The organism is Streptococcus varani, from assembly GCF_001375655.1.
GTDB classification, from domain to species: domain Bacteria; phylum Bacillota; class Bacilli; order Lactobacillales; family Streptococcaceae; genus Streptococcus; species Streptococcus varani.
The window spans coordinates 224845-245482 of sequence record NZ_CTEN01000004.1 but is presented as its reverse complement, the minus strand read 5'-3'; the positions used below and the strand labels follow the sequence as shown (position 1 = coordinate 245482).

Genomic DNA, 20638 nt, shown 5'->3' with positions numbered 1-20638 from the left:
GATGGAGCTAAATGTTGGCATATCTTTGGCTAGCAAGAGAATGTCACCAGAGATCAATCTTTTGTTACTGTATTCAGGACGAGTCCTAATATACTGCTTCCTAAATATTAGCTGAGAAGGTATCGCCATGGCGGATATCACCGTATTGGAAACCACGCATGAACCAGCTTTGCCGTTGTTCGGATGTTCCGTGAGTAAAGCTATCAGGCATTACTTGACCATAAGCAGCCTCTTGTAGGGTATCGTCTCCGACTGCATGTGCGGCATTCATGGCTTCTTCAATATCACCAGCTTCCAACAAGTTCTGTCCCTCTACATGCTTGGCCCAAGCCCCAGCGTAGTAGTCTGCTTGCAATTCCAAACGAACAGTGAGTGCATTGGCTGCTTTTTCAGATATGGATTGGCGTTTTTGATTGAAAGACTTCATTGTACCCAGTTCATTTTGAACATGGTGACCAACCTCATGAGCAATAACATAAGCCATAGCGAAGTCGCCGGCCGCCTTGTATTTATTCGTCAATTCTTGATAGAAAGTCAAGTCGATATAGACCTTGCTATCGCCTGGACAGTAGAAAGGACCTGCACTTGCTGAACCTACTCCACAACCACCAGTCTGTGTTTGTCGATCATAAATAACAAGTTTGGGTGGATTGTAAACGAGTCCTTCTTTTTTAAATTCTTGGGTCCAAAATTCTTCAGTGGAAGCAAAGACTTTACTGATGAAAATAGCATCCTCATCTGAAACTTCTGAGGGGGTATAAGTATTCTCATAGGCTGTTTGAGAACTATTGAGTCCAATTAAATCGCCAATATTTCCTCCACCTGCAAAGAGACCAAAGAGAATGATAGCAATAATGAACCATTTTCCCTTACCTCTAGAGAAGAGTAGCTGGAGCAAGAGACCACCCATGCCTGAGTCACCATAAGAGCTACCACCGAAAGAAGGTCCTGATTGACCACGGCGATCTTCAACACGATTGCTTTGTTTTAAATCATCAATTTTCATAGTTGAACCTGACTTTCTATTTCTTCCTCTATTATAATAGAAGAAGCAGGAAAAAGAAAGAAGGATTGCTTATATTTCTTAAATTTTATAGTGAGAAATAGAGGTTTATCTTTTTTTATAGGCAGAGAAATTGTATAATAATCAAAAAGGACTATGAGAGGTAGATTATGTCAAAAAATCGTTTAGCCTGGGATGAATATTTTGCGGCCCAAGCCTTACTGATTGCTAATCGAGCAACTTGTAAAAGAGCTAAGGTGGGTGTAGTGCTAGTGAAGGATAATAAGGTTATTGCGACGGGTTATAATGGATCGGTGTCAGGAACGGAGCATTGTCTAGATCAAGAATGCCTCATGGTAGATGGACACTGTGTGAGAACCATCCATGCCGAGGTCAATGCCATACTGCAAGGTGCTGAACGGGGTATCTCTAAAGGATTTACAGCCTATGTGACACATTTTCCTTGCCTCAATTGCTCCAAACAACTACTTCAGGTTGGATGCAAGCGGGTTGTCTATATCAATGAATATCGTATGGACGATTATGCTAAGTATCTCTATGATGTCAAAGAATGTGAGTTAGTCCATCTTCCTCTGGAAAAAGTCAAACAGGCTATTTTGGATGCGGAATTTATTTAATACTCAATGAAAGTCATCAGCTTAAGAATTATTTCTGATGATTGCATAGAAAAAGAACTAGGTTAGTCTTCTGTTGGACAGAAGCTAACCTAGTTCTCTTTTTTATCCTATAAACTCATTTAATGTTGATTTTCAAAGAGTATTAGTAGCGTGGACGCGCAAATCCTCGAATATTGCCATGGCCAACTCGGTATTTTCTACGGACGACTTGATTGTTTCCATTTCCCTCGATGGTATAGATATAACCAGCATCAACGTACTCCACAATACCAATGTGATCAGCAAAGCCGTCGTTGGGTTGGACGATGGAATCCCAATTGAAGGTAATGATATCTCCCTGCTTTGGTGTAATGTTCCCATCCTCAATCCAGATACCGAGTGTTTTGAAAATTTGAATATGGCGTTCCACCCCAACTTCGCGACCAATCAATACACTGAGTCCAGCTCTTTGGAAGATAGTTGTGATGAAAAGATCACACCAATCGTCACTATAACTAGCCAGATAACCAACGGGTCTAGGAGTGATGCTATTATAATCGTCTACAAGTTTTCTGTGTTCTGGACTGCCGCCAACAACTCCTATCATATCAGAAGCAAGTCGGAGGACCTTTGGTAGATTTCCAATTGGTCCTTGGAGATAATAACTACCAAGATTAAAACCAGTGACGCTGCCATCAAGATAGGTAATATAGGCATGAACTGTATAATTCCCTGTTTGGAAATAATGACGAGAAACATTAATCGTCGTATTTGTCAGACTGTCCGTCGGCGTAGTGACATACCAAGAAAGATTGCTCTGGTTACTTTCTGACCAAGCCGCTATGCGAATTTCTTTAATTTTCTTGGAATTGAGGGGTTCATTGACGGCGACATTAAGAATTCCTTGCTGAGGACTGACTGATAAGACATTGACAGTCGTTGACTCAAGTGCTGAAATGGTTTCAATGGCAAAACCGGACTGACCAAGGTAATTCGGTTGATTCTGAGTACCACCATAGAGATGGGCATTATATTGACCTTTTTCAAAGTTATGATTTTTAAGTGGAACAACTACTTGGTAGCTTCCATTTTCCTGTCTGATAGCATCATACCAAGTTAAATCGTCTTGACCTTTTGAGCTGGTCCATACGGCTAATTGGAGCTTTTCTACCTTAGAATCGATATTTGAAATAGTGAAGATTTGTTGATTATTTTGGCTCTTTGTCAACTGTAGTGGGTTGCTGAAAAGTCATAACCTGGAGAGGACCAACTTGGTTCTCTTCTTTTTGATGTTCAAAGCGATGAGAATTCTTAATTTAAAGTTGTCAAAGTTCCGGAAACCAAAGGCATTACGCTTAATGACTTTGATGAGGTTGTTAGTAGCGTCTAGTTTGGCGTTTGAATAGGGGAGTTCTAATGCGTTAATGATCTTGTCCTTATCCTTCAAAAAGGTTTTAAAAATAGTTTGAAAGATGGGATTTACGCTGGGAAGCAGCTCCTCAATGAGGTCAAAGAAATGTTCAGCTTGCTTCTTTTGAAAATGAAAAAGCAATAGTTGGTAAAGTTCATAGTGTTCTCGAAGTTCCTGCGAGTAAGAAAGTAGTTTTTTAAGAATCTCTTTGTTGGTTAAATGCATCCGAAAAGTAGGGCGATAAAAGCGTTTATCGCTGAGTTTACTTCTATCCTGTTGAATGAGTTTCCAGTAGCTTTTTAGCGCCTTGTATTCATGAGATTTTCTGTCAAACTGCTTCATGATTTGGATGCGCAGATGGTTCATGGCCCGACTCATATGTTGGACGATATGAAAGCGATCGAGGACAATTTTAGCGTTTGGAAATAATTTTTTAGCGATATCGTAGTAAGGACTAAACATGTCCATAGTGATGACTTTGACTCGGTTTCTCACCTGTCTGGAATAGCGGAGGAAGTGATTGCGAATGGTCGTTTGTGTTCGTCCATCTAGAATAGCTAAGATAGTAAGCGATGAGAATTCTTAATTTAAAGTTGTCAAAGTTCCGGAAACCAAAGGCATTACGCTTAATGACTTTGATGAGGTTGTTAGTAGCGTCTAGTTTGGCGTTTGAATAGGGGAGTTCTAATGCGTTAATGATCTTGTCCTTATCCTTCAAAAAGGTTTTAAAAATAGTTTGAAAGATGGGATTTACGCTGGGAAGCAGCTCCTCAATGAGGTCAAAGAAATGTTCAGCTTGCTTCTTTTGAAAATGAAAAAGCAATAGTTGGTAAAGTTCATAGTGTTCTCGAAGTTCCTGCGAGTAAGAAAGTAGTTTTTTAAGAATCTCTTTGTTGGTTAAATGCATCCGAAAAGTAGGGCGATAAAAGCGTTTATCGCTGAGTTTACGGCTATCCTGTTGAATGAGTTTCCAGTAGCTTTTTAGCGCCTTGTATTCATGAGATTTTCTGTCAAACTGCTTCATGATTTGGATGCGCAGATGGTTCATGGCCCGACTCATATGTTGGACGATATGAAAGCGATCGAGGACAATTTTAGCGTTTGGAAATAATTTTTTAGCGATATCGTAGTAAGGACTAAACATGTCCATAGTGATGACTTTGACTCGGTTTCTCACCTGTCTGGAATAGCGGAGGAAGTGATTGCGAATGGTCGTTTGTGTTCGTCCATCTAGAATAGCTAAGATAGTAAGCGAGTCAAAATCTTGTGCGATGAAGCTCATTTTGCCCTTCTTGAAACTATATTCATCCCAGCTCATGTGAGCTGGGAGCCAAGTTAGGTCAGTCTTGAATTGGAACTCCTTGAGTTTGCGAATGACTGTTGAAGTGGATACGGCCAAGCATTCAGCGATGTCTGTCATAGAAGCTTTCTCAATCAGCTTTTGAGCAATCTTATGGTTAACAATAGCTGGTATTTGATGATTCTTCTTGACCAGAGAAGTTTCTGCGACAGCTATTTTTCCGCAATCCTGACAACGAAAACGACGTTTCCTTAAACGAATTAAGGTCTTATATCCAGCACATTCCAGATAGGGGATTTTAGATTCTTTTTGGAGGTCATATTTAGCCATCTGACCATGACAGTTGTGGCATTTAGGAGCCGGATAGTCAAGTTTAGCGATGACTTCTTTATGAGTTCCAGCGTCCACATAATCTGAAATGGTGATATTAGGGTCTTTTATTCCAAGTAAGTTTGTGATAAAATCAAATTGTTCCATATGAGTCTTTCTAAAATGATGGTTTTGTCGCTTTTCATTATAGGTCATATGGGACTTTTTGTATACACTCAAAAAGGCTCCATAACCTCCATAGTGGTCTTACCCACTACAGAAATTATAGAGCCATTATTTTCTGTCGACTTAGAGTTGATGATTGCTTTCTGCTGATTGAGTATGACAGTGGTTTCGGTAACTCCAAACATCTGACCGTTTGACAAGCGATAGTAGCTGTGGATTTTATACGGTCCATAACTATTTTTATGTTGAGAAATTTGAACGGTGGTCTTATAAGTACCATCCGCTTGTTTATCCGCTTTATACCATTTTATATCGTCCTGACCATTTTCCTCGGTCCAAATTGGGAGATAAACTTGATCAATCGCTAGTGCAGCAGAAACATCACTGAGGACCACCTCAAAACTTCCTAACTGTGAACTTTGCTTCTGAATGTTGAGTTTACCACTCGGTTTTGGGAAATCTATGTTTGTTTTGGTAGAGGAAACACCAACGGTTTGTCCGTTTTCTTGCTCATAGTATAGATGTACATGATAATTGCCGAAATAGGATTTATGGTCTTTAACAAAAACGCGTAATTGATAGTTACCATCTGCTTGTTTATCAGCTCTATACCATTTTATATCATCTTGCCCATTTTCTTCCGACCAAATCGGGACTTTAACGGTTTTTACACCTGCTGGACTGGAAACATTAGAAATGATGACATCGAAGTAATCATTTTGGCTATTTTCTTTGCGTTCAATCCGTAATTCTCCACTTGGTTTTGGAATGATTACATTTGTGCTAGTAGCTAAGATACCGATTGTCTTGCCATCACTCTGCTGATAATAAAGGTGAATATTGTATTTGCCAGTTGAAAAATTGTGCTGGCTTACCTTAACGCTGACTTTGTAAGTTCCATCTGCTTGTTTTTCAGCCCGATACCATCTGATATCATCCTGTCCCTTATCTTCTGACCAAACCGGAACTTGTACGGATTGAATTCCAGATTTTGGTACGTTGGCAATGGTGATATCAAAATCACCGTTTTGACCTAGGGATTGACTGGAAAGACTTGCTTGAAGACTTGTGTTCTCTTCTTTTTTGTTTGCAGGACTTTGTGGAGTCTCTGTGCTTGTTTCTGCTCTAGTGCTTGATGCTTCTTCATTACTGGTAGAGGCAGGACTAGTAGTTTCAGCTGAAGTTGTCGTATTTTCAAGAGTGTTTTGGACCGTTGAAGTCAGATCCTCAATAATACTTGTTTGATTTGAGATTTCTCCATCCACTTGCTCGCTAGAAAAACTGCCTTGATCTTGACTATCTAAAGACAGATTTTTAAATTGAAAGACTTCTTTCAGTTTTGTTTCTAAAAGAATGTCTAAAGTGTCTTGTGGAGAAACTTGATCAACCGGAAGTCTTAGTTCATAGAGACCGCTGGCAACCTCAGTAAGATTTAGGTTTTTCTGATGGCCACTTTGATTTAAGTGTGCTGAGATTTTTTCAGTACTTAATTGACTATCAGGTTGGAAATGAAGAACCATTTCTTCTTTATCCAAATGTGTGTGGTATTCTGCCTTGATATTGGTATTCTCAGAGGCAGTGATGGTAGGACTAGTTTGACTAGGTGTTTCCGCAAAAACTAGGCTGACCCCTTGCATATCCATCCATAGAAGAGTGAGGATGGTAAGAAGGTTTAGCATTCGTTTCAATTTCATATTTTTCTCCTAATTTCTAAAAATACATACCTTTACATTTTAACATTTTTGGGATAGAAAAATCATCTATTTCTTATGATGATTTATAAAAAATAGTTCTCATACTTTGTGAAAATCAAATCCTTACTTCTTTGCCTTCCCATGATGAACTTTGGATGTGACCTGTCTGATGTCGGAGTTTATTGCTAGCCTCCAATAGTCTTTCATCAGACTCTTGAATCTATCTCTGCTTTGCTCACCTATCCATCTTTTGATTTCCTTTGATCACCAGCTGAATGAATTGAAGTAAGTAGCTATTCCTGTTTTTTATTTTTAGTAACTTATGGTACAATGAAGGAGTTATTGAGTCCCGATAAGACAATCTGGCTTGTTAGTAACTGGCTATTCGTCGTTAGCTCATCTTGATATATTCTAGTATTATCTGCGATTTCGCTGCCTCGACTAGCAAGCTACTACCAGCGCCATCTCCAATCCCTGGAGGTGTGGATTGGTACTTTGTAACTCACTAGAAATGTCTGCTACTGAAAGCAGCTAGTAACTCTCTTACCGAAAGGCTAGTTTCTATCTGTAGAGATATTTCATGAAATAGAATTCCAACATTTTGACACAATAGGGTGTTAAAATATACTTTTAAAAATGGGGGGACATTTTTATGTCAGAACGTAAACTTTTCACGTCTGAATCGGTTTCGGAGGGACATCCGGATAAGATTGCAGACCAGATTTCCGATGCCATCTTGGATGCTATTTTAGCCCAAGATCCGGATGCACACGTGGCAGCTGAAACGGCTGTCTATACGGGTTCGGTCCATGTTTTTGGAGAGATATCTACCAATGCTTATGTGGACATCAACCGCGTGGTTCGCGATACTATTGCTGAAATTGGCTATACTAAAGGTGAATACGGTTTTGCCGCTGAGTCAGTAGGAGTTCATCCGTCGCTAGTAGAGCAATCGCCAGATATCGCTCAAGGGGTCAATGAATCGCTTGAAGTGCGTGACCATGGTGATACGGATCCACTTGATTTGATTGGTGCAGGGGACCAGGGACTTATGTTCGGTTTTGCGATTGATGAAACGCCAGAACTCATGCCTTTACCAGTATCGCTTTCTCATAAATTGGTGAAAAAATTGGCAGATTTGCGGAAGTCAGGAGCTATTTCTTACCTACGCCCAGATGCTAAATCTCAGGTAACAGTCGAATATGATGAAAATGACAAACCTACGCGTGTAGATACAGTGGTTATCTCCACTCAACATGACCCAGATGTGACCAACGAACAAATTCACAAAGATGTCATTGAACAGATTATTAAAACGGTTATTCCAGAAAAGTATCTAGATGACAAAACCAAGTTCTTTATCAATCCGACGGGTCGCTTTGTTATCGGTGGACCTCAAGGGGATTCTGGCTTGACGGGACGTAAGATTATTGTGGATACCTACGGAGGTTATTCTCGTCACGGTGGCGGTGCCTTCTCCGGTAAGGACGCTACTAAGGTGGACCGTTCGGCTTCTTACGCCGCTCGTTACATCGCTAAAAATATTGTGGCAGCAGGCTTTGCAAGCAAGGCAGAAGTGCAGTTGGCCTATGCCATCGGTGTGGCTCATCCTGTTTCTGTCCGTGTGGATACTTTTGGCACCAACACAGTAGCCGAAAGTAAGATTGAAACTGCAGTTCGCAACATCTTTGATTTGCGCCCAGCAGGAATCATCCAAATGCTTGACCTCAAACGTCCGATTTATCGTCAAACAGCAGCCTATGGGCACATGGGCCGTACCGATATCGACCTGCCTTGGGAAAAATTGGATAAGGTTGAGGAACTGAAAAAAGTACTTTCTTAATCTCGAATGTCAGCATATCTATGGTATGTTGTCATTTTTTGCATGCAGAAAATGACCCCATTAACTTTGTCTAAAAATTCTAGGACAAGTTCAAGTCGTTTTTGATATACTTTTGATAAGAGATGAAGAAAGGAACTGAACCCGAAGGGAAAGCTTGGAATTTAGATAACTTACCTACGAAATCAGGATTTCATCTTGAGTTCCTAACATTCATTTTCCTTTCTCGGTGTTCTTGGTATCTTAATGAATGATGCATCAATTTAACCAAACCATGAAATACTTAGAAACTGTGCTGGATACGGAAATTGATTCCAAGAAAGTTCAGCAGTTATCAGGCTATTCCTATGCCATGTTTAGCCTGCTCTTTTCAATCTTAGCTGACATGAGTTTGGCAGAGTACCTGAGAAATCGCAGGTTAACGCAAGCTGTTGATGACTTGAAAGCAACTTCTGATAAAATGATCGACATAGCTCTGAAATATGGCTATGATTCAGCGGATGCCTTTGGTGCAGCTTTCAAGAAATTTCATGGTACTACCCCTTCGCAAGTACGCTCTGGAAGTGCCTATAAGGTCTTCCCATCGGTCCAATTATCGCTTAAAATAACAGGAGGAAAAGATATGGCTATCAAGATTGAAAAGAAAGATGCCTTGGTTGTAGCAGGTGTCTTGCTAGAAGAAATTGACAACAGTCTCTGCTCCTCTGCCTGGGATCAGCTTTTTGAGAAAACTTCTTTTGAGAGTTTGGAAAGTCTGGGGAATGGCCAATCTTTTGGAGTCTGCACATCTGGCAAAGAAGCTCATCTCATCAACTACATGGCTGGATATGATGTGACCGACCAGAAAAAAGCCAAAGACTTGGGGCTATCTATCATGGAAATTGAACCAGCTGAATACGCCATTATTCCAGTCAAAGGTCCGATTCCCGGCTCCATCCACAAAGCTTGGAAGTATGTCTTGGAAGTCTTCTTCCCAGAAACCGGCTATAGCCATTCTGGTGCTCCAGATTTTGAGGTTTATTCAGAAGATGATATGTATGCTGATGACTACGAAATGGAACTTTGGGTGCCGATTAGCAAACTGGTTATTAGAAATTTCTAAACTAAATCACAATTTAAAGAAATGTGTATTCAGTACAAAGGAGAATAAAAGATGGATAAAACAATTAAAACCGAATTAGGAAATATTCAAAAAGTTAAGGTAGAAAAGATGTACTTTCTATATACGGAAGTTGCCAATGACCCAGAAAGCCAGCAGGCGGCATGGCCTCAGTTTGAAGCTAGTTTCCCATCCCTAACCGGACGAAAAATGTTTGGTTTGGATTATGATGACCGCAAAGCATACCGAGTTTGTTCGCTTGTCTTGGATCAAGATGAAGGGGAAACTTACGGACTGGATCAATTCGAGTTTGAAGGTGGAGATTACATGAGGCTACGTCTTAACTTTGAACCACCAAAACTTTACGAAATGATAGGACCAGCTTATGGTCTTCTCATTGGACAATACGAAGATAGCATTGACTGGTCCCTTCCCTTCATAGAACAGTATAAAGCACACAATATTTTAGATATTATGGTACCTGTAAAGGGTGAAGAATAACAAACTGTTCAATATTAGGCAGGTATTGCAAAATAAAAAAGGTTTGAGGAAGTCCTCAAACTTTTTTTATTAATGTGCTTGTTCATCTTTAGCAACAACATCTTGGAAGAGGCTGTTGTAGTTGTCTTCGTCTTCTTGGTTGTCACGGACAACTTTTGAAACGGTGAAAGATGATGAGATGAGGCCTACAGAACCCATCAAGTAGTAGCCCTTAACCATCAAATGTAGAGACCAATTAAAATCAAGGCTACGAAGAAGATAAATGAGCCCCAAGCCATCATGGTAAATGCAGGTGTGTTACGGTAGATTTTCTTTTTAACTTTGTTCATTTGAGAACTTCTATTTCATTTTATTTTTATGCTAATATATCATACTGAACACCTGTTAACAAGTCATTATTCATCAAAAAATGTTACATCGGAATAGTTGCTAAGAAAAAAAATTTAAAAAAACACTATTTAATTTCAAGAAAAAAATCTGTCAGTTCTTCCTGATGCATTTGTGGAATTTTTTACAATGAAGACTACTAGCTATTTTTTGTCCAATATGATACAATGAGCTGTATGCCTTAATGGCTAAAATGAGAAAGAGAAACCTTTGTATGAGAAAAATTGTCATTAATGGTGGCCGATCGTTAGCTGGTAAAGTCACGGTCAGTGGGGCTAAAAATTCAGTTGTTGCCCTGATTCCAGCCATTATCCTAGCGGATGGTATCGTTACACTTGATGGGGTACCAGCCATTTCAGACGTCGATAGTTTGATTGATATTATGGAAACGATGGGAGCAAAAGTCCGTCGAACTGGGGATAGTCTTGAAATCGACCCACGTGGTGTTAAAGATATGCCCATGCCTTTTGGGAAGATTAACAGTCTTCGCGCTTCTTATTATTTCTATGGTTCTCTCTTAGGTCGTTATGGTCAGGCTATCGTTGGCCTGCCTGGTGGTTGTGATTTGGGTCCTCGTCCCATTGACCTACATATCAAAGCCTTTGAAGCCATGGGAGCGAGTATGACCTATGAAGGGTCAAATATGCACTTAGTGGCGAATGAAAAGAAAATGCACGGTGCTCACATCTTTATGGATACAGTAAGTGTCGGAGCAACCATCAATACCATGTTTGCGGCTGTTAAGGCAAAGGGGCGTACGGTCATTGAAAATGCGGCGCGTGAGCCAGAAATCATTGATGTAGCAACTCTGCTCAATAATATGGGAGCCCATGTTCGTGGGGCTGGTACGGATGTGATTACCATTGATGGAGTGGAACAACTTCATGGAACACGTCACCAAGTCATTCCTGACCGAATTGAAGCGGGAACTTACATTGCCCTTGCAGCAGCTGTCGGTCAAGGTATTCAGATTGATAATGTTCTCTATGAACACTTGGAATCTTACATTGCAAAGTTGGAAGAGATGGGGGTTCGTATGACTATCTCAGAGGATTCAATCTTTGTTGAAAAACAAGATAGACTGAAAGCAGTCTCTGTAAAAACATCTCCTTATCCAGGTTTAGCGACCGACCTCCAACAACCCTTGACGCCACTTTTGCTGATGGCTGAAGGAAGTGGTCGTATCATTGATACAATCTATGAAAAACGAGTGGGTCATGTAGCAGAATTGGCTAGAATGGGTGCTCATATCACAACACGTAGCAATTATATTGCTTACACGGGTCCAAATAAGTTGACTGGGGCAGTTGTTAAAGCCACCGATTTGCGTGGTGGTGCAGCCATGGTCATCGCTGGTCTTATGGCTGAGGGCCAAACTGAAATTACTAATATTGAATTTATTCTCCGTGGCTATTCCAACATCATTGAAAAATTAAGAGAATTGGGTGCAGATATTCAGTTGATGGAAGACTAAGTCATGCAAACTTGGGTGAGAACATTCCGGTCTTTCTGGACATTCTCACTCTTTTTTCATAAAGGAAAACAATGACTATTTGGACCAAACTGGCTGCTTTTGCCTATCTGGAGACAGAAAACCTGCTTTTGAGACCTTTTTCCTATAATGATGGTCAAGCTTTTTATAGGATTGTCTCCCATCCTGAAAACCTCAGTTTTATTTTTCCCTTTAAAGCTAAGAAAGAGGAAGCGCTAGACTTGATGGTGGAGATGTTTCTCAAAAATCCGCTGGGAAAATGGGCCATCGAAGACAAGGTCAATCACCAATTGATTGGGGCAATTAGCTTTGAAAACTGGCAGGAACAAAAAAACCAGGTTGAACTGGGTTATTTCATTCGAAAAGACTATTGGGGCCAAGGATTAGCTACAGAGGCTGTCAAAAACATTACTTGGCTAGGTCTTTACCAAATGGGATTGAGTCGTATCTCCATTATCGCTCATCTTGAAAATAGGGCTAGTCAACGGGTAGCAGAAAAATCAGATTATGTCCTTTTGAAGCAGTATAAAGGAAGTGATCGGTATAGCCACCAGATGCGGCAATACCGACACTACTATGTGACCAAACAAATGTTAAAAGAAGTAGAAAGAGAAAAGAGAAAGAATGATTACCATTAAATCACAAAGAGAAATCGAAGCTATGGATCGTGCGGGGGATTTCCTAGCTAGCATCCATATTGGACTCCGTGACATGATTAAACCAGGTATGGACATGTGGGAAGTTGAAGAATATGTTCGCAAGCGTTGTAAGGAGGAGAATGTTCTTCCGCTTCAAATTGGTGTAGATGGTCATCTGATGGATTATCCCTATGCAACTTGTTGTGGTCTCAATGATGAAGTAGCTCACGCCTTTCCACGGCACTATCTCCTCAAAGAAGGTGATTTGCTCAAGGTAGACATGGTTTTAAGTGAGCCTCTGGACAAATCAGTCCTTGATGTTTCAAAGCTTGATTTCAATAACATTGAACTCATGAAAAAATATACGGTTGATTATACAGGTGGTTTGGCAGATTCTTGCTGGGCTTATGCAGTTGGTCAGGTCTCACAAGAAGTGACGGATCTCATGAACGTCACTAAGGAATGCCTCTATGTCGGTATCCAGCAAGCTCAAGTTGGTAACCGTATCGGGGACATTGGTGCTGCTATCCAAGAATATGCTGAAAAGCGTGGCTACGGCGTGGTTCGTGATTTAGTGGGTCACGGAGTTGGGCCAACTATGCATGAAGAGCCAATGGTGCCACATTTTGGTCGTGCAGGTCGCGGTCTCCGTCTCAAAGAGGGCATGGTCTTGACTATTGAGCCAATGATCAACACTGGTACTTGGGAAATTGATACCGATCTAAAAACTGGCTGGGCCCATAAAACCCTCGACGGTGGTCTCTCTTGCCAATACGAACACCAATTTGTGATTACCAAGGACGGTCCACGGATTTTGACAAGCCAAGGTGAAGAGGGCTCTTACTAAAAATATCAGGAAATGTGAAATGAAAAAGAAATTAACTCTCTCTCAATGCAGGGAATTTGTAAAAAAGTTCCTTGCTTTGTACAAATCAGCAGAGCTAAATATTACTAGCGTAGCCGTAGCTTATTATATTTTGGTTTCCATTTTTCCAATGTTGCTGCTTTTAGCCAATCTATTGCCCTATTTTCAATTTGACATTGATCAAATTCTAAGTCTTTTGAAAGATTTCCTACCAAGTCAACTCTATCCAACTGTTGCTAGTATGGTTTCTGCTATATTGACCAAACCTTCTAATACTTGGTTGGGAATTTCGATAGCGACGACTTTATGGTCTATTTCAGCCAGTATGTCAGTTCTTCAAATAGCGGTAAATAAAGCTTATGGAGTCTTGGAACATAGAGATTTTATCATCAGTCGTATTGTAGGGATTTTTTTGGGAATTGGTTTACAAGTCATTATTACAGTAGGAGTATTAGCCATTACTTTTGGAAAAACTCTGCTACTGACCCTAGGACATTTTCTAGATTTTGATCATGGCTTTTTTGAAAATTTGGCCAATCAAACAGTCCCTATGGTTTATGTCCTCCTTTTCTTGGGTCTAATGATGCTTTACTATTTCTTGCCAAATGTTAGAATTCGCAAAATAAAGTTTGTATTACCAGGAGCACTTTTTGTCATTGTCGTCATGAGCACAGTTGGTCGTTTCTTTGCCTTATATGTTGAATCTTATGCTGCTCGGTGGATGGATTTTCGTCTGGTGACCTTTATTATCATATTAGTTTTGATGTTGTGGTTTGTCTTTATGGCCAATATTTTAATAACGGGAGCAGTCTTAAATGCTACCTATCAAAGTATGGTCGTTGAGGAATTTAGCACCCGACCAGGCGACATTGGAGCAGTCTTGGATCGTATCAAGACACGCTTTAAAAATTTAAATACAAAGGATGATGACGAAAATAAATCGGAATCTGACTAGCATCATTGATGAGCAAGCTTTCGGGCTTGTTTTTTATTTTAACTTGAAAAAGATAGGAATAAGGATTAAAATAAAAGAATAGAAGAATACTCTATGAAAATCAAAACCTTACTTCCATGCCTTGATCTGATGAAATTTGAATGTGAACTGTTATACTCTTTGAATAGCAAAAGGATAGTTTGTTAAAGGTTCTTTACTAGCACTAGGTATGTCTGCGTTGCTTTGCCTCCTCTATTTTTGGCTTTCTTTGAGCAATAGTGGCAGTTTTTATTTCTATTTTCCAAGAGTTTATCTAGACTCTTGGCCCTATCTCTGGTTCGGTCTCCTAGTCATCTTTTGATTTTCCATCTGATTTATCGCATGAATGAAAGGAATATTATGAACGTAATTGTTGATGAAAATTTTTGGCAGGTTTTTCCAGAAGCCCAGATTTCGATTTTGGTTGTTAAAGGGTTGAATAATGAAGTGGATGAGAGTAAGGATCCTTATTTTCAGAAATTATTAAATCAGGCCAGCAAAAAAGCTTTAGATTATTTACCGGATGATTCTTTTACACAAAATGAGGTCATTCAGGAATGGCGTCAGGCTTTTACCAAATTTAAAACTAAAAAAGGAGCTCGTTCGTCTATTGAAGCTATGCTCAAGCGAGTTAGCCAAGGTCGTGAATTCAGACCAATTAATCCGCTAGTTGACCTCTACAACAGTATTTCTCTCTCCTATGCCTTACCTTGTGGTGGTGAAGATTTGAATACGATTCAGGGAGACTTGCATCTTGGTAAGGCCAAGGGTGGAGAAGCCTTTTTCCCACTGGGAGCAGAAGAGGACTCACCAGCTTTACCTGAGGAAATCATTTATTATGATCAAGCAGGAGTAGTTTACCGAAACCTGAACTGGAGAGAAGCGCAGCGGACCATGTTGACAGAAGAAACCAAAGATGCTATTTTGGTCATTGAAGCTATCAATTCCGCTCAGAAAGAACGAGCTCTTCAGGCGGCACAAGCCTTGCAAGAGCTTATTCAAGACTATTTTGGAGTGACAGGGCAGGTGACTCACTTATCTGTTAATCAGCCCACTCTTACAGTATAAAAAAGAGCCTGAGAACCAACTCAAATGGTTAGGTGAAATACCTAACTCTTGGAGAGCGCGTTCAAATCAGGCTTTTTTATTTTTTTTGAAAATGGAGTCAGAACTACCCATTTTCCTGACTTTATGCTATACTAGTCAACGTTGTGAAAACTTATACTCTTTGAAAATCAACATTAGATGAGTTAAACCTCCTTGCCTACCACTAGGTATATCTGCGTCGCCTTGCCTCATCTATTTTTAATCTTCTTTGAGTATTAAAAAGTAGGAACAACCCTTGGCGCTTCTTCCCTTTAGCCAAGCATATTACAAGCGGTTTATCCGCCAAAGGAGAATTATATGAATACAAAAAAATGGACAGTCTTGGATCTGGTCCAAATTGCTTTGGTTGCGGCCATTTATGTAGTCCTAACCATTACCCCACCTCTTAACGCTATTTCCTATGGAGCTTATCAATTCCGAATCGCTGAGATGATGAATTTTCTAGCTTTTTATAATCGTAAGTATATCATCGGTGTGACGATTGGTTGTATGATTGCTAATTTGATTGGATTTGGTTGGATTGATGTTTTTGTTGGTGGTAGCTCGACCTTAATTTTTGTTAGTTTAGGTGTTTATTTCTTTGATAAATACAAGGAAGAACGGATTTTAGGTGGTCTTTTCAATAAGGCATTTTTCTACTTTTCAGTTTTCTTTTCACTGAGTATGTTTACCATTGCCTTAGAATTGCATCTTCTCTACCAATTGCCATTTTTCTTGACATGGTTTACAACGGGTATAGGCGAATTCGCCTCACTTCTAGTTGGAGCCGTCTTAATCGAACGGATTGCTAAACAGATTGATTTTACCAAATAGTTTGATTGTAGTGTGCCATAGAAGATTAGTATATAACCATATTGCATCAATAATTTTATTGAATGAGAGAAAACTTGAGCCTTTGCTCAGGTTCTTTTTTGTTGTCGAGTATGAAATTGAGGCTGGTTAAAAAGTCCAGAAAGCAAAAAGAGATAGAATCACTTTGTCAAATATGTTGGTTCTATCTCTTTTTAGAGTATTCAATTGTAAAAGGGGGCTGGGATTTGAGTTTTTCTCAGCCTCATTTTTTTTATGATTCAGTCTTCCAAGCTACACTGAGAATCTGTGCTTTTCTTAGCTCTAGAGGTGTGATTTCTGGGGAATCTTCCTCTAGGAGGTTGATGACCTGAGCTTGGTGGTTTGGAATGGTGACTCTACAGTCACAAGCTTCTTCGTTAGAGAAGTTGTAAAAGCGTGTCACGAGGGCGTTATCTTTAGTCCGGCGTTTGCAGGCTGTCAAAGCTACTTGGTCAGCTAGTTTATTGAGGAAGATATGGCTAGGCTTGACTTGCCCAGAATGAACTGTGGTCTGCTGATAAAGAAGAGGAACTTGCCCTTCTTGTGCTTGCCAGTAGCTAGCAAAGCGTGTCTCTTTGCTCATGCTTTCAAAGCTGAAGTGGACGGTCTGTTGTCCAAGACACTGGGCCTCTGGTGTTGGGAAGTAACCCCAGTCTCCGAGTTCGCCGATACTGCGCAAGAGTGTAATAGCGATGGTGTTGGTCTCTGGAAGAATTTCGTACTCATTGAGGCCGTAATTACCAATAGTGACTCCGTCTTGACCATCAAAGAGACTGACAAAGCATTCCTGGTGTTGCGGATTGCTTGGATTTTTCCAGAACTGTTTATTGACCTGATTTGGTCGTTTGACCGTTTCAAAAATGCTATCGGCATAATGATGATCAGTGGTGAGTGGAGTTGGGAATAGGACACGGAGTCGGTGGTTTTTCATCTGGTTGTCAAAGCTGGTGGTGAATTGAAGACGTGGGTTATTCTTCTCCATTCGAATCCGGGTTTTGATGGTGAAGGGAGCTTTTTTATCAGAACGTCCAGCTTGTCGTTCGGTGATATCGATGACCGTTTCCATCTCGGTTTGAAGGAGGGCATCTGCAGATGTCGGAATCTCAAATGTATGAATGAGATCAATTTCTGCCAATTGAGCAGTATTGGTCACCACTTCTTGTTTGAACTGGCCGTGATGAGCAAAATATGGGATGTCCCCTTGCGGTTGGCGGAAGATATATTCATTGCCAATATCTCCGCAATCTTCGTATTGTAAGCAATTGAAGAAATCCTGATGGCTACTCTTATCATGAATGTTCAAGAGCCCCTCAGATGTGATACAAACCCTTATGAAATCATTTTCTAAGTAGTTATTATCTGGATTAAAAAGCAAATTTTCTTCGTTTGTGAGGCCTTCTATGCCTGTTCCTTCTTGGAGTGCCAAGATTTTCCAGGAGAGGCCTTCTAAGTCGATAGGGAGACGGACCTGAACCTTGATAGCGAAATAGGCTTCGCGGAAGGTTCTTTCTGGCAAGTCATAATCAAAGCTGATATCTGTGCCTAAGATTTGAATATCTGGAAGGATGTGACCAGCATCATCAATCACCTGAAAGTTCGGTTTATAGGTTTCTAGATAGTCTTTAGCCTCTTGATAAACTTCTTTTGGGAAACGTTGGCCAAAGGGGAATTTTTTCCAAATCAGTTCAATATCAGTGACAGTTTTTTTTTCGTGCCCACTGGTATTGAGTAGGAAGAAGGGGCAAGTGTTTTCTGGAAATCTAGAAGTGTCAAGGGAATCAGCGATTTGTTTGAGGGCGCGCTCGGCTACAAATTGTCCCACCTCGTAGGCCTTCTCGAAACGTGGCATCATTTCTTGGTGGACGCTGTCCACACTGCAACCACAGATGGAATCATGGGGATGATTTTGTAGCAAGGTTTTCCAAGCATAGCGGAGTTCTTCGTGAGGGTATTTCCCTGTCAGGTCATAGGCTATACTGGCGAGGGGTTCTGCAATATTTTCCAATTGGCGAGAAACTCGGGTGTTGGCTTGTTTGAGATAAATTCTTGAGGATGCGGTGTTGGCTAAGGTATACCAGCCATCTGTTTCTTGACTAGTGATTTCACCATGAACAGTTGATAATTCCTCTGGTAAGTCTAATTTTAGATCCTCTAGGTAGTCTTCGAAGCAAGAGTGAATAAATTCATAATCTGGATAGAGTTGATTGGCTAATGCAATAGCCTTTGCAACATCCAGTTGAACGGGCTGATGGTCTACTCCGTTCATTATTAGGAGGTGTCTCGTTGATGCAAAGCGTTCGGCATCCGCTAGTTTCTTGTCCCAGAAGGTACGCGCTTCGCTTTCTTCTGTTGGAATTTCATTGCCATTGCTGTACCAGTTGGCAAAGAGAAGGCCGAGGATTTGGCTATCATCTGGCCCTTTCCAGGCCATTTCAGAGAATTGCGAACTGTATTTTTCGCTGCTATCAACTTGGTTGTTAAAGCCAGTTGGACGAATGCCACGTCCAAAGGCGGCGGCTTCAAGTCCAGCACCTTTCATTAGTTGAGGGGTTTGCCCCATATTACCAAAGGTATCTGGGAAGTAGCCTAGGGGAACAGATGCTCCCCAACGATCACAGTCTTCTTTACCAATCAACATATTGCGGACATTGGATTCACTGCTGATGAGGAAATCATCCTGTAGGATATAGAAGGGACCGATTCGGAGCTTACCATCTTTGATGGCTTGGCGGACTTCAGGTTCGCGCTCAGGTTTGACTTGAAGGTAATCGTCAAGGATGATCGTCTGTCCATCTAGGTGAAAACTATGAAATTCTGGATCTTTTTTAAAGAGATCAAGGAGGTCATCCATGAGTTGGATGAGGCGCATGTGGAGTTGCTCATAGGCCATGTACCATTCTCGGTCCCAGTGACTATGGGAGATAATGTGGACTTTCTTTTTTGTCATGTTCTGTTCTTTCTATGCTTGAATCTGGTAGCCGAGGTAATCGAGAAGGAGTTCGCAAAACATCATGTTGGCCCAAGAGAACCATTCACGAGTATATTGGCTTGGATCATCTACATCAAAGCCTTCGTGCATGAGATGGGTACCAGCATCTGTTGCAACGAGTAGATTGAGCATATCTTCCTTGTCTTTCTTTTCAAGCGCGGTCAGTCCTTGAAGAGCCAGGGCTATATGCCAGATGTAATTTTCAGGAGTATGTGAAGAACCGATTCCAGAGGCAGCCTTTCCTTGGTAATAGTAAGGATTTTCAGAGCTTAAAATAGTCTGGCGGGTAGCGAGGTAGATAGGGTCATCTTTTTGGCAAAAACCAAGATAAGGAGCCGCTAAGAGACTAGGGATATTGGCATCATCCATGATGGATGAATTTCCAAAACCATCTACTTCATAGGCATAGATGGTTTTCCCTTTGCCATTTGTAACAAGAGCGTGGTTGGCAATCCCTCTTTTAATATCTGCTTTCAGGCGAGCAGCTTTATTGGCAGTAGTGCTATCTTTGAAGAGCTCTGTATAGAGGGTTTCCACGTAAGAAAGAGCGACTACGGCAAACATATTTGAAGGGATGAGATAACCATATTGGCAGGCATCATCACTTGGTCTGAACCCTGACCAAGTCATGCCTGTAACAGCAACAGGAGTCCCTTTTCCGTTGTGCGTTAGGGTATCTTCTTTGCGCCAGGTATCGCGTTCAAAGGTATAAGGAGACTGATTGTGGTCTTGCTCTGTGGTCCAGAGGTCCAAAATCAGTTGAACACCCTTGTGGAAGTCGTCATTGAAATGGTCAGTACTGCCTGTTTCTTGATAGAGGAGATAGGCCAGTTGTACCGGATAACAAAGTGAATCAATCTCATATTTTCTCTCCCAAATCCAAGGGTTCATTTGAGTGTGGTCTGTCTGGTGTCCCTTGCCGTTTTCTTCTTCATTGAAGGCATTGGCATAGGGATCAATGCAGATATAGCGAAATTGTCGCTTGATGAGACCGCTGATAATCTGGTTAATCTCTGGATCTTCTTTGGCTAAAAAGAGATAGGGTTTCATCTGAGCGGTGGAATCGCGTAACCACATGGCAGGGATATCTCCTGTCAGAAGAAAGCTAGTACCATCCTCATAGGTTTTGAGGGTAGTTTCTAGGGTATTAGCAAAACTAGTTCTAAAGTTCAAGGCCCAATCAGAGTGTTGGTCACCACAGGCTTTTTCAATCTTGTCCATAAATTGTAGAACGCTAGCTGGGATAGGTCTCTTCATAAAAATCCTCCAAATGATATATCTTTTTATTTCTTGAGTTCATTATAAGAGATTAAAAAGAATTTGTCTAGCACTTTTGTAAGGGTTTACAACTCTTTTTTAAGATGGTATACTGGAAACAGGAGAAACAGGAGAAACA

Annotated in this window: 14 protein-coding genes, 5 pseudogenes and 1 riboswitch; of the genes and pseudogenes, 10 read left to right on the top strand and 9 right to left on the bottom strand. The window is 40.7% G+C overall.

The window, feature by feature from the left end:
- Positions 1-100 precede the first annotated feature (100 nt).
- Positions 101-1006, bottom strand: coding sequence for a KPN_02809 family neutral zinc metallopeptidase (ypfJ, locus tag BN1356_RS09815; RefSeq protein ID WP_093651212.1), 906 nt, complete (start codon positions 1004-1006; stop codon positions 101-103).
- Positions 1007-1173: 167 nt separating this feature from the next.
- Here ypfJ and BN1356_RS09810 point away from each other — a divergent pair, with 167 nt between their 5' ends.
- Positions 1174-1641 (top strand): deoxycytidylate deaminase, encoded by a 468-nt coding sequence (locus BN1356_RS09810; RefSeq protein ID WP_093651211.1) that lies wholly within the window; start codon positions 1174-1176, stop codon positions 1639-1641.
- Between the two features lie 142 nt (positions 1642-1783).
- Here BN1356_RS09810 and BN1356_RS13130 read toward each other — a convergent pair.
- From BN1356_RS13130 to BN1356_RS09790, 5 genes and pseudogenes are all read right to left on the bottom strand, one after another.
- A pseudogene (locus tag BN1356_RS13130) lies at positions 1784-2230 on the bottom strand (CHAP domain-containing protein); the annotation flags it as partial.
- Between the two features lie 66 nt (positions 2231-2296).
- Positions 2297-2848: pseudogene (locus tag BN1356_RS13125) on the bottom strand (GBS Bsp-like repeat-containing protein); the annotation flags it as partial.
- A gap of 21 nt (positions 2849-2869) precedes the next feature.
- A pseudogene (locus BN1356_RS12755) lies at positions 2870-3595 on the bottom strand (ISL3 family transposase); the annotation flags it as partial.
- A pseudogene (locus tag BN1356_RS09795) lies at positions 3579-4808 on the bottom strand (ISL3 family transposase); the annotation flags it as partial. The pseudogenes BN1356_RS12755 and BN1356_RS09795, both read right to left, overlap by 17 nt.
- A gap of 68 nt (positions 4809-4876) precedes the next feature.
- Complete coding sequence (locus BN1356_RS09790; RefSeq protein ID WP_093651209.1) at positions 4877-6520, bottom strand: GBS Bsp-like repeat-containing protein; 1644 nt, start codon at positions 6518-6520, stop codon at positions 4877-4879.
- A 652-nt stretch (positions 6521-7172) separates the two neighbouring features.
- On the opposite strand from BN1356_RS09790, the gene metK reads away from it, so the two are divergent.
- From metK to BN1356_RS09775, 3 genes are all read left to right on the top strand, one after another.
- The gene (metK, locus tag BN1356_RS09785) at positions 7173-8363 is read left to right on the top strand and encodes a methionine adenosyltransferase (RefSeq protein ID WP_093651208.1); all 1191 of its coding nucleotides are present in this window, start codon (positions 7173-7175) and stop codon (positions 8361-8363) included.
- Positions 8364-8610: 247 nt separating this feature from the next.
- A complete protein-coding gene (locus tag BN1356_RS09780; RefSeq protein ID WP_093651207.1) occupies positions 8611-9462 on the top strand; it encodes an AraC family transcriptional regulator in 852 nt (283 codons plus the stop codon).
- A gap of 51 nt (positions 9463-9513) precedes the next feature.
- A complete protein-coding gene (locus BN1356_RS09775) occupies positions 9514-9960 on the top strand; it encodes a hypothetical protein (RefSeq protein ID WP_093651206.1) in 447 nt (148 codons plus the stop codon).
- Between the two features lie 69 nt (positions 9961-10029).
- On the opposite strand, the pseudogene BN1356_RS09770 reads toward BN1356_RS09775, so the two are convergent.
- Positions 10030-10289: pseudogene (locus BN1356_RS09770) on the bottom strand (YiaA/YiaB family inner membrane protein).
- Positions 10290-10561: 272 nt separating this feature from the next.
- Between BN1356_RS09770 and BN1356_RS09765 the strand changes: the two are divergent.
- From BN1356_RS09765 to BN1356_RS09740, 6 genes are all read left to right on the top strand, one after another.
- Positions 10562-11821 (top strand): UDP-N-acetylglucosamine 1-carboxyvinyltransferase, encoded by a 1260-nt coding sequence (locus tag BN1356_RS09765; protein ID WP_093651205.1) that lies wholly within the window; start codon positions 10562-10564, stop codon positions 11819-11821.
- A 71-nt stretch (positions 11822-11892) separates the two neighbouring features.
- Positions 11893-12477 (top strand): GNAT family N-acetyltransferase, encoded by a 585-nt coding sequence (locus BN1356_RS09760; protein ID WP_093651204.1) that lies wholly within the window; start codon positions 11893-11895, stop codon positions 12475-12477.
- Entirely contained in the window at positions 12464-13324 is an 861-nt protein-coding gene (locus BN1356_RS09755) for a methionyl aminopeptidase (RefSeq protein ID WP_093651203.1), read from the top strand. The genes BN1356_RS09760 and BN1356_RS09755 overlap by 14 nt, the downstream gene beginning before the upstream one ends.
- 19 nt (positions 13325-13343) lie before the next feature.
- Positions 13344-14297 (top strand): YihY/virulence factor BrkB family protein, encoded by a 954-nt coding sequence (locus tag BN1356_RS09750; protein WP_093651202.1) that lies wholly within the window; start codon positions 13344-13346, stop codon positions 14295-14297.
- Positions 14298-14675: 378 nt separating this feature from the next.
- Complete coding sequence (locus tag BN1356_RS09745) at positions 14676-15383, top strand: B3/B4 domain-containing protein (RefSeq protein WP_093651201.1); 708 nt, start codon at positions 14676-14678, stop codon at positions 15381-15383.
- 244 nt (positions 15384-15627) lie between these two features.
- Positions 15628-15722: riboswitch (PreQ1 riboswitch) on the top strand.
- Positions 15720-16235, top strand: coding sequence for a QueT transporter family protein (locus BN1356_RS09740; protein WP_093651200.1), 516 nt, complete (start codon positions 15720-15722; stop codon positions 16233-16235). (Overlaps the previous riboswitch by 3 nt.)
- 250 nt (positions 16236-16485) lie before the next feature.
- Here BN1356_RS09740 and BN1356_RS09735 read toward each other — a convergent pair whose 3' ends face one another.
- Together BN1356_RS09735 and BN1356_RS09730 are read right to left on the bottom strand one after the other, a co-directional pair.
- Positions 16486-19200: an alpha-mannosidase gene (locus BN1356_RS09735; RefSeq protein WP_093651199.1), complete on the bottom strand. Its 2715-nt coding sequence runs from the start codon at positions 19198-19200 to the stop codon at positions 16486-16488.
- Positions 19201-19212: 12 nt separating this feature from the next.
- Complete coding sequence (locus BN1356_RS09730) at positions 19213-20499, bottom strand: glycoside hydrolase family 125 protein (protein WP_093651198.1); 1287 nt, start codon at positions 20497-20499, stop codon at positions 19213-19215.
- Positions 20500-20638 lie beyond the last annotated feature (139 nt).

What these genes read in the sequence shown, in the direction of transcription:
- ypfJ (WP_093651212.1), bottom strand. Translation starts at nt 1,006, where the DNA reads ATGAAAATTGATGATTTAAAACAAAGCAATCGTGTTGAAGATCGCCGT.
- BN1356_RS09810 (WP_093651211.1), top strand. Translation starts at nt 1,174, where the DNA reads ATGTCAAAAAATCGTTTAGCCTGGGATGAATATTTTGCGGCCCAAGCC.
- BN1356_RS09790 (WP_093651209.1), bottom strand. Translation starts at nt 6,520, where the DNA reads ATGAAATTGAAACGAATGCTAAACCTTCTTACCATCCTCACTCTTCTA.
- metK (WP_093651208.1), top strand. Translation starts at nt 7,173, where the DNA reads ATGTCAGAACGTAAACTTTTCACGTCTGAATCGGTTTCGGAGGGACAT.
- BN1356_RS09780 (WP_093651207.1), top strand. Translation starts at nt 8,611, where the DNA reads ATGATGCATCAATTTAACCAAACCATGAAATACTTAGAAACTGTGCTG.
- BN1356_RS09775 (WP_093651206.1), top strand. Translation starts at nt 9,514, where the DNA reads ATGGATAAAACAATTAAAACCGAATTAGGAAATATTCAAAAAGTTAAG.
- BN1356_RS09765 (WP_093651205.1), top strand. Translation starts at nt 10,562, where the DNA reads ATGAGAAAAATTGTCATTAATGGTGGCCGATCGTTAGCTGGTAAAGTC.
- BN1356_RS09760 (WP_093651204.1), top strand. Translation starts at nt 11,893, where the DNA reads ATGACTATTTGGACCAAACTGGCTGCTTTTGCCTATCTGGAGACAGAA.
- BN1356_RS09755 (WP_093651203.1), top strand. Translation starts at nt 12,464, where the DNA reads ATGATTACCATTAAATCACAAAGAGAAATCGAAGCTATGGATCGTGCG.
- BN1356_RS09750 (WP_093651202.1), top strand. Translation starts at nt 13,344, where the DNA reads ATGAAAAAGAAATTAACTCTCTCTCAATGCAGGGAATTTGTAAAAAAG.
- BN1356_RS09745 (WP_093651201.1), top strand. Translation starts at nt 14,676, where the DNA reads ATGAACGTAATTGTTGATGAAAATTTTTGGCAGGTTTTTCCAGAAGCC.
- BN1356_RS09740 (WP_093651200.1), top strand. Translation starts at nt 15,720, where the DNA reads ATGAATACAAAAAAATGGACAGTCTTGGATCTGGTCCAAATTGCTTTG.
- BN1356_RS09735 (WP_093651199.1), bottom strand. Translation starts at nt 19,200, where the DNA reads ATGACAAAAAAGAAAGTCCACATTATCTCCCATAGTCACTGGGACCGA.
- BN1356_RS09730 (WP_093651198.1), bottom strand. Translation starts at nt 20,499, where the DNA reads ATGAAGAGACCTATCCCAGCTAGCGTTCTACAATTTATGGACAAGATT.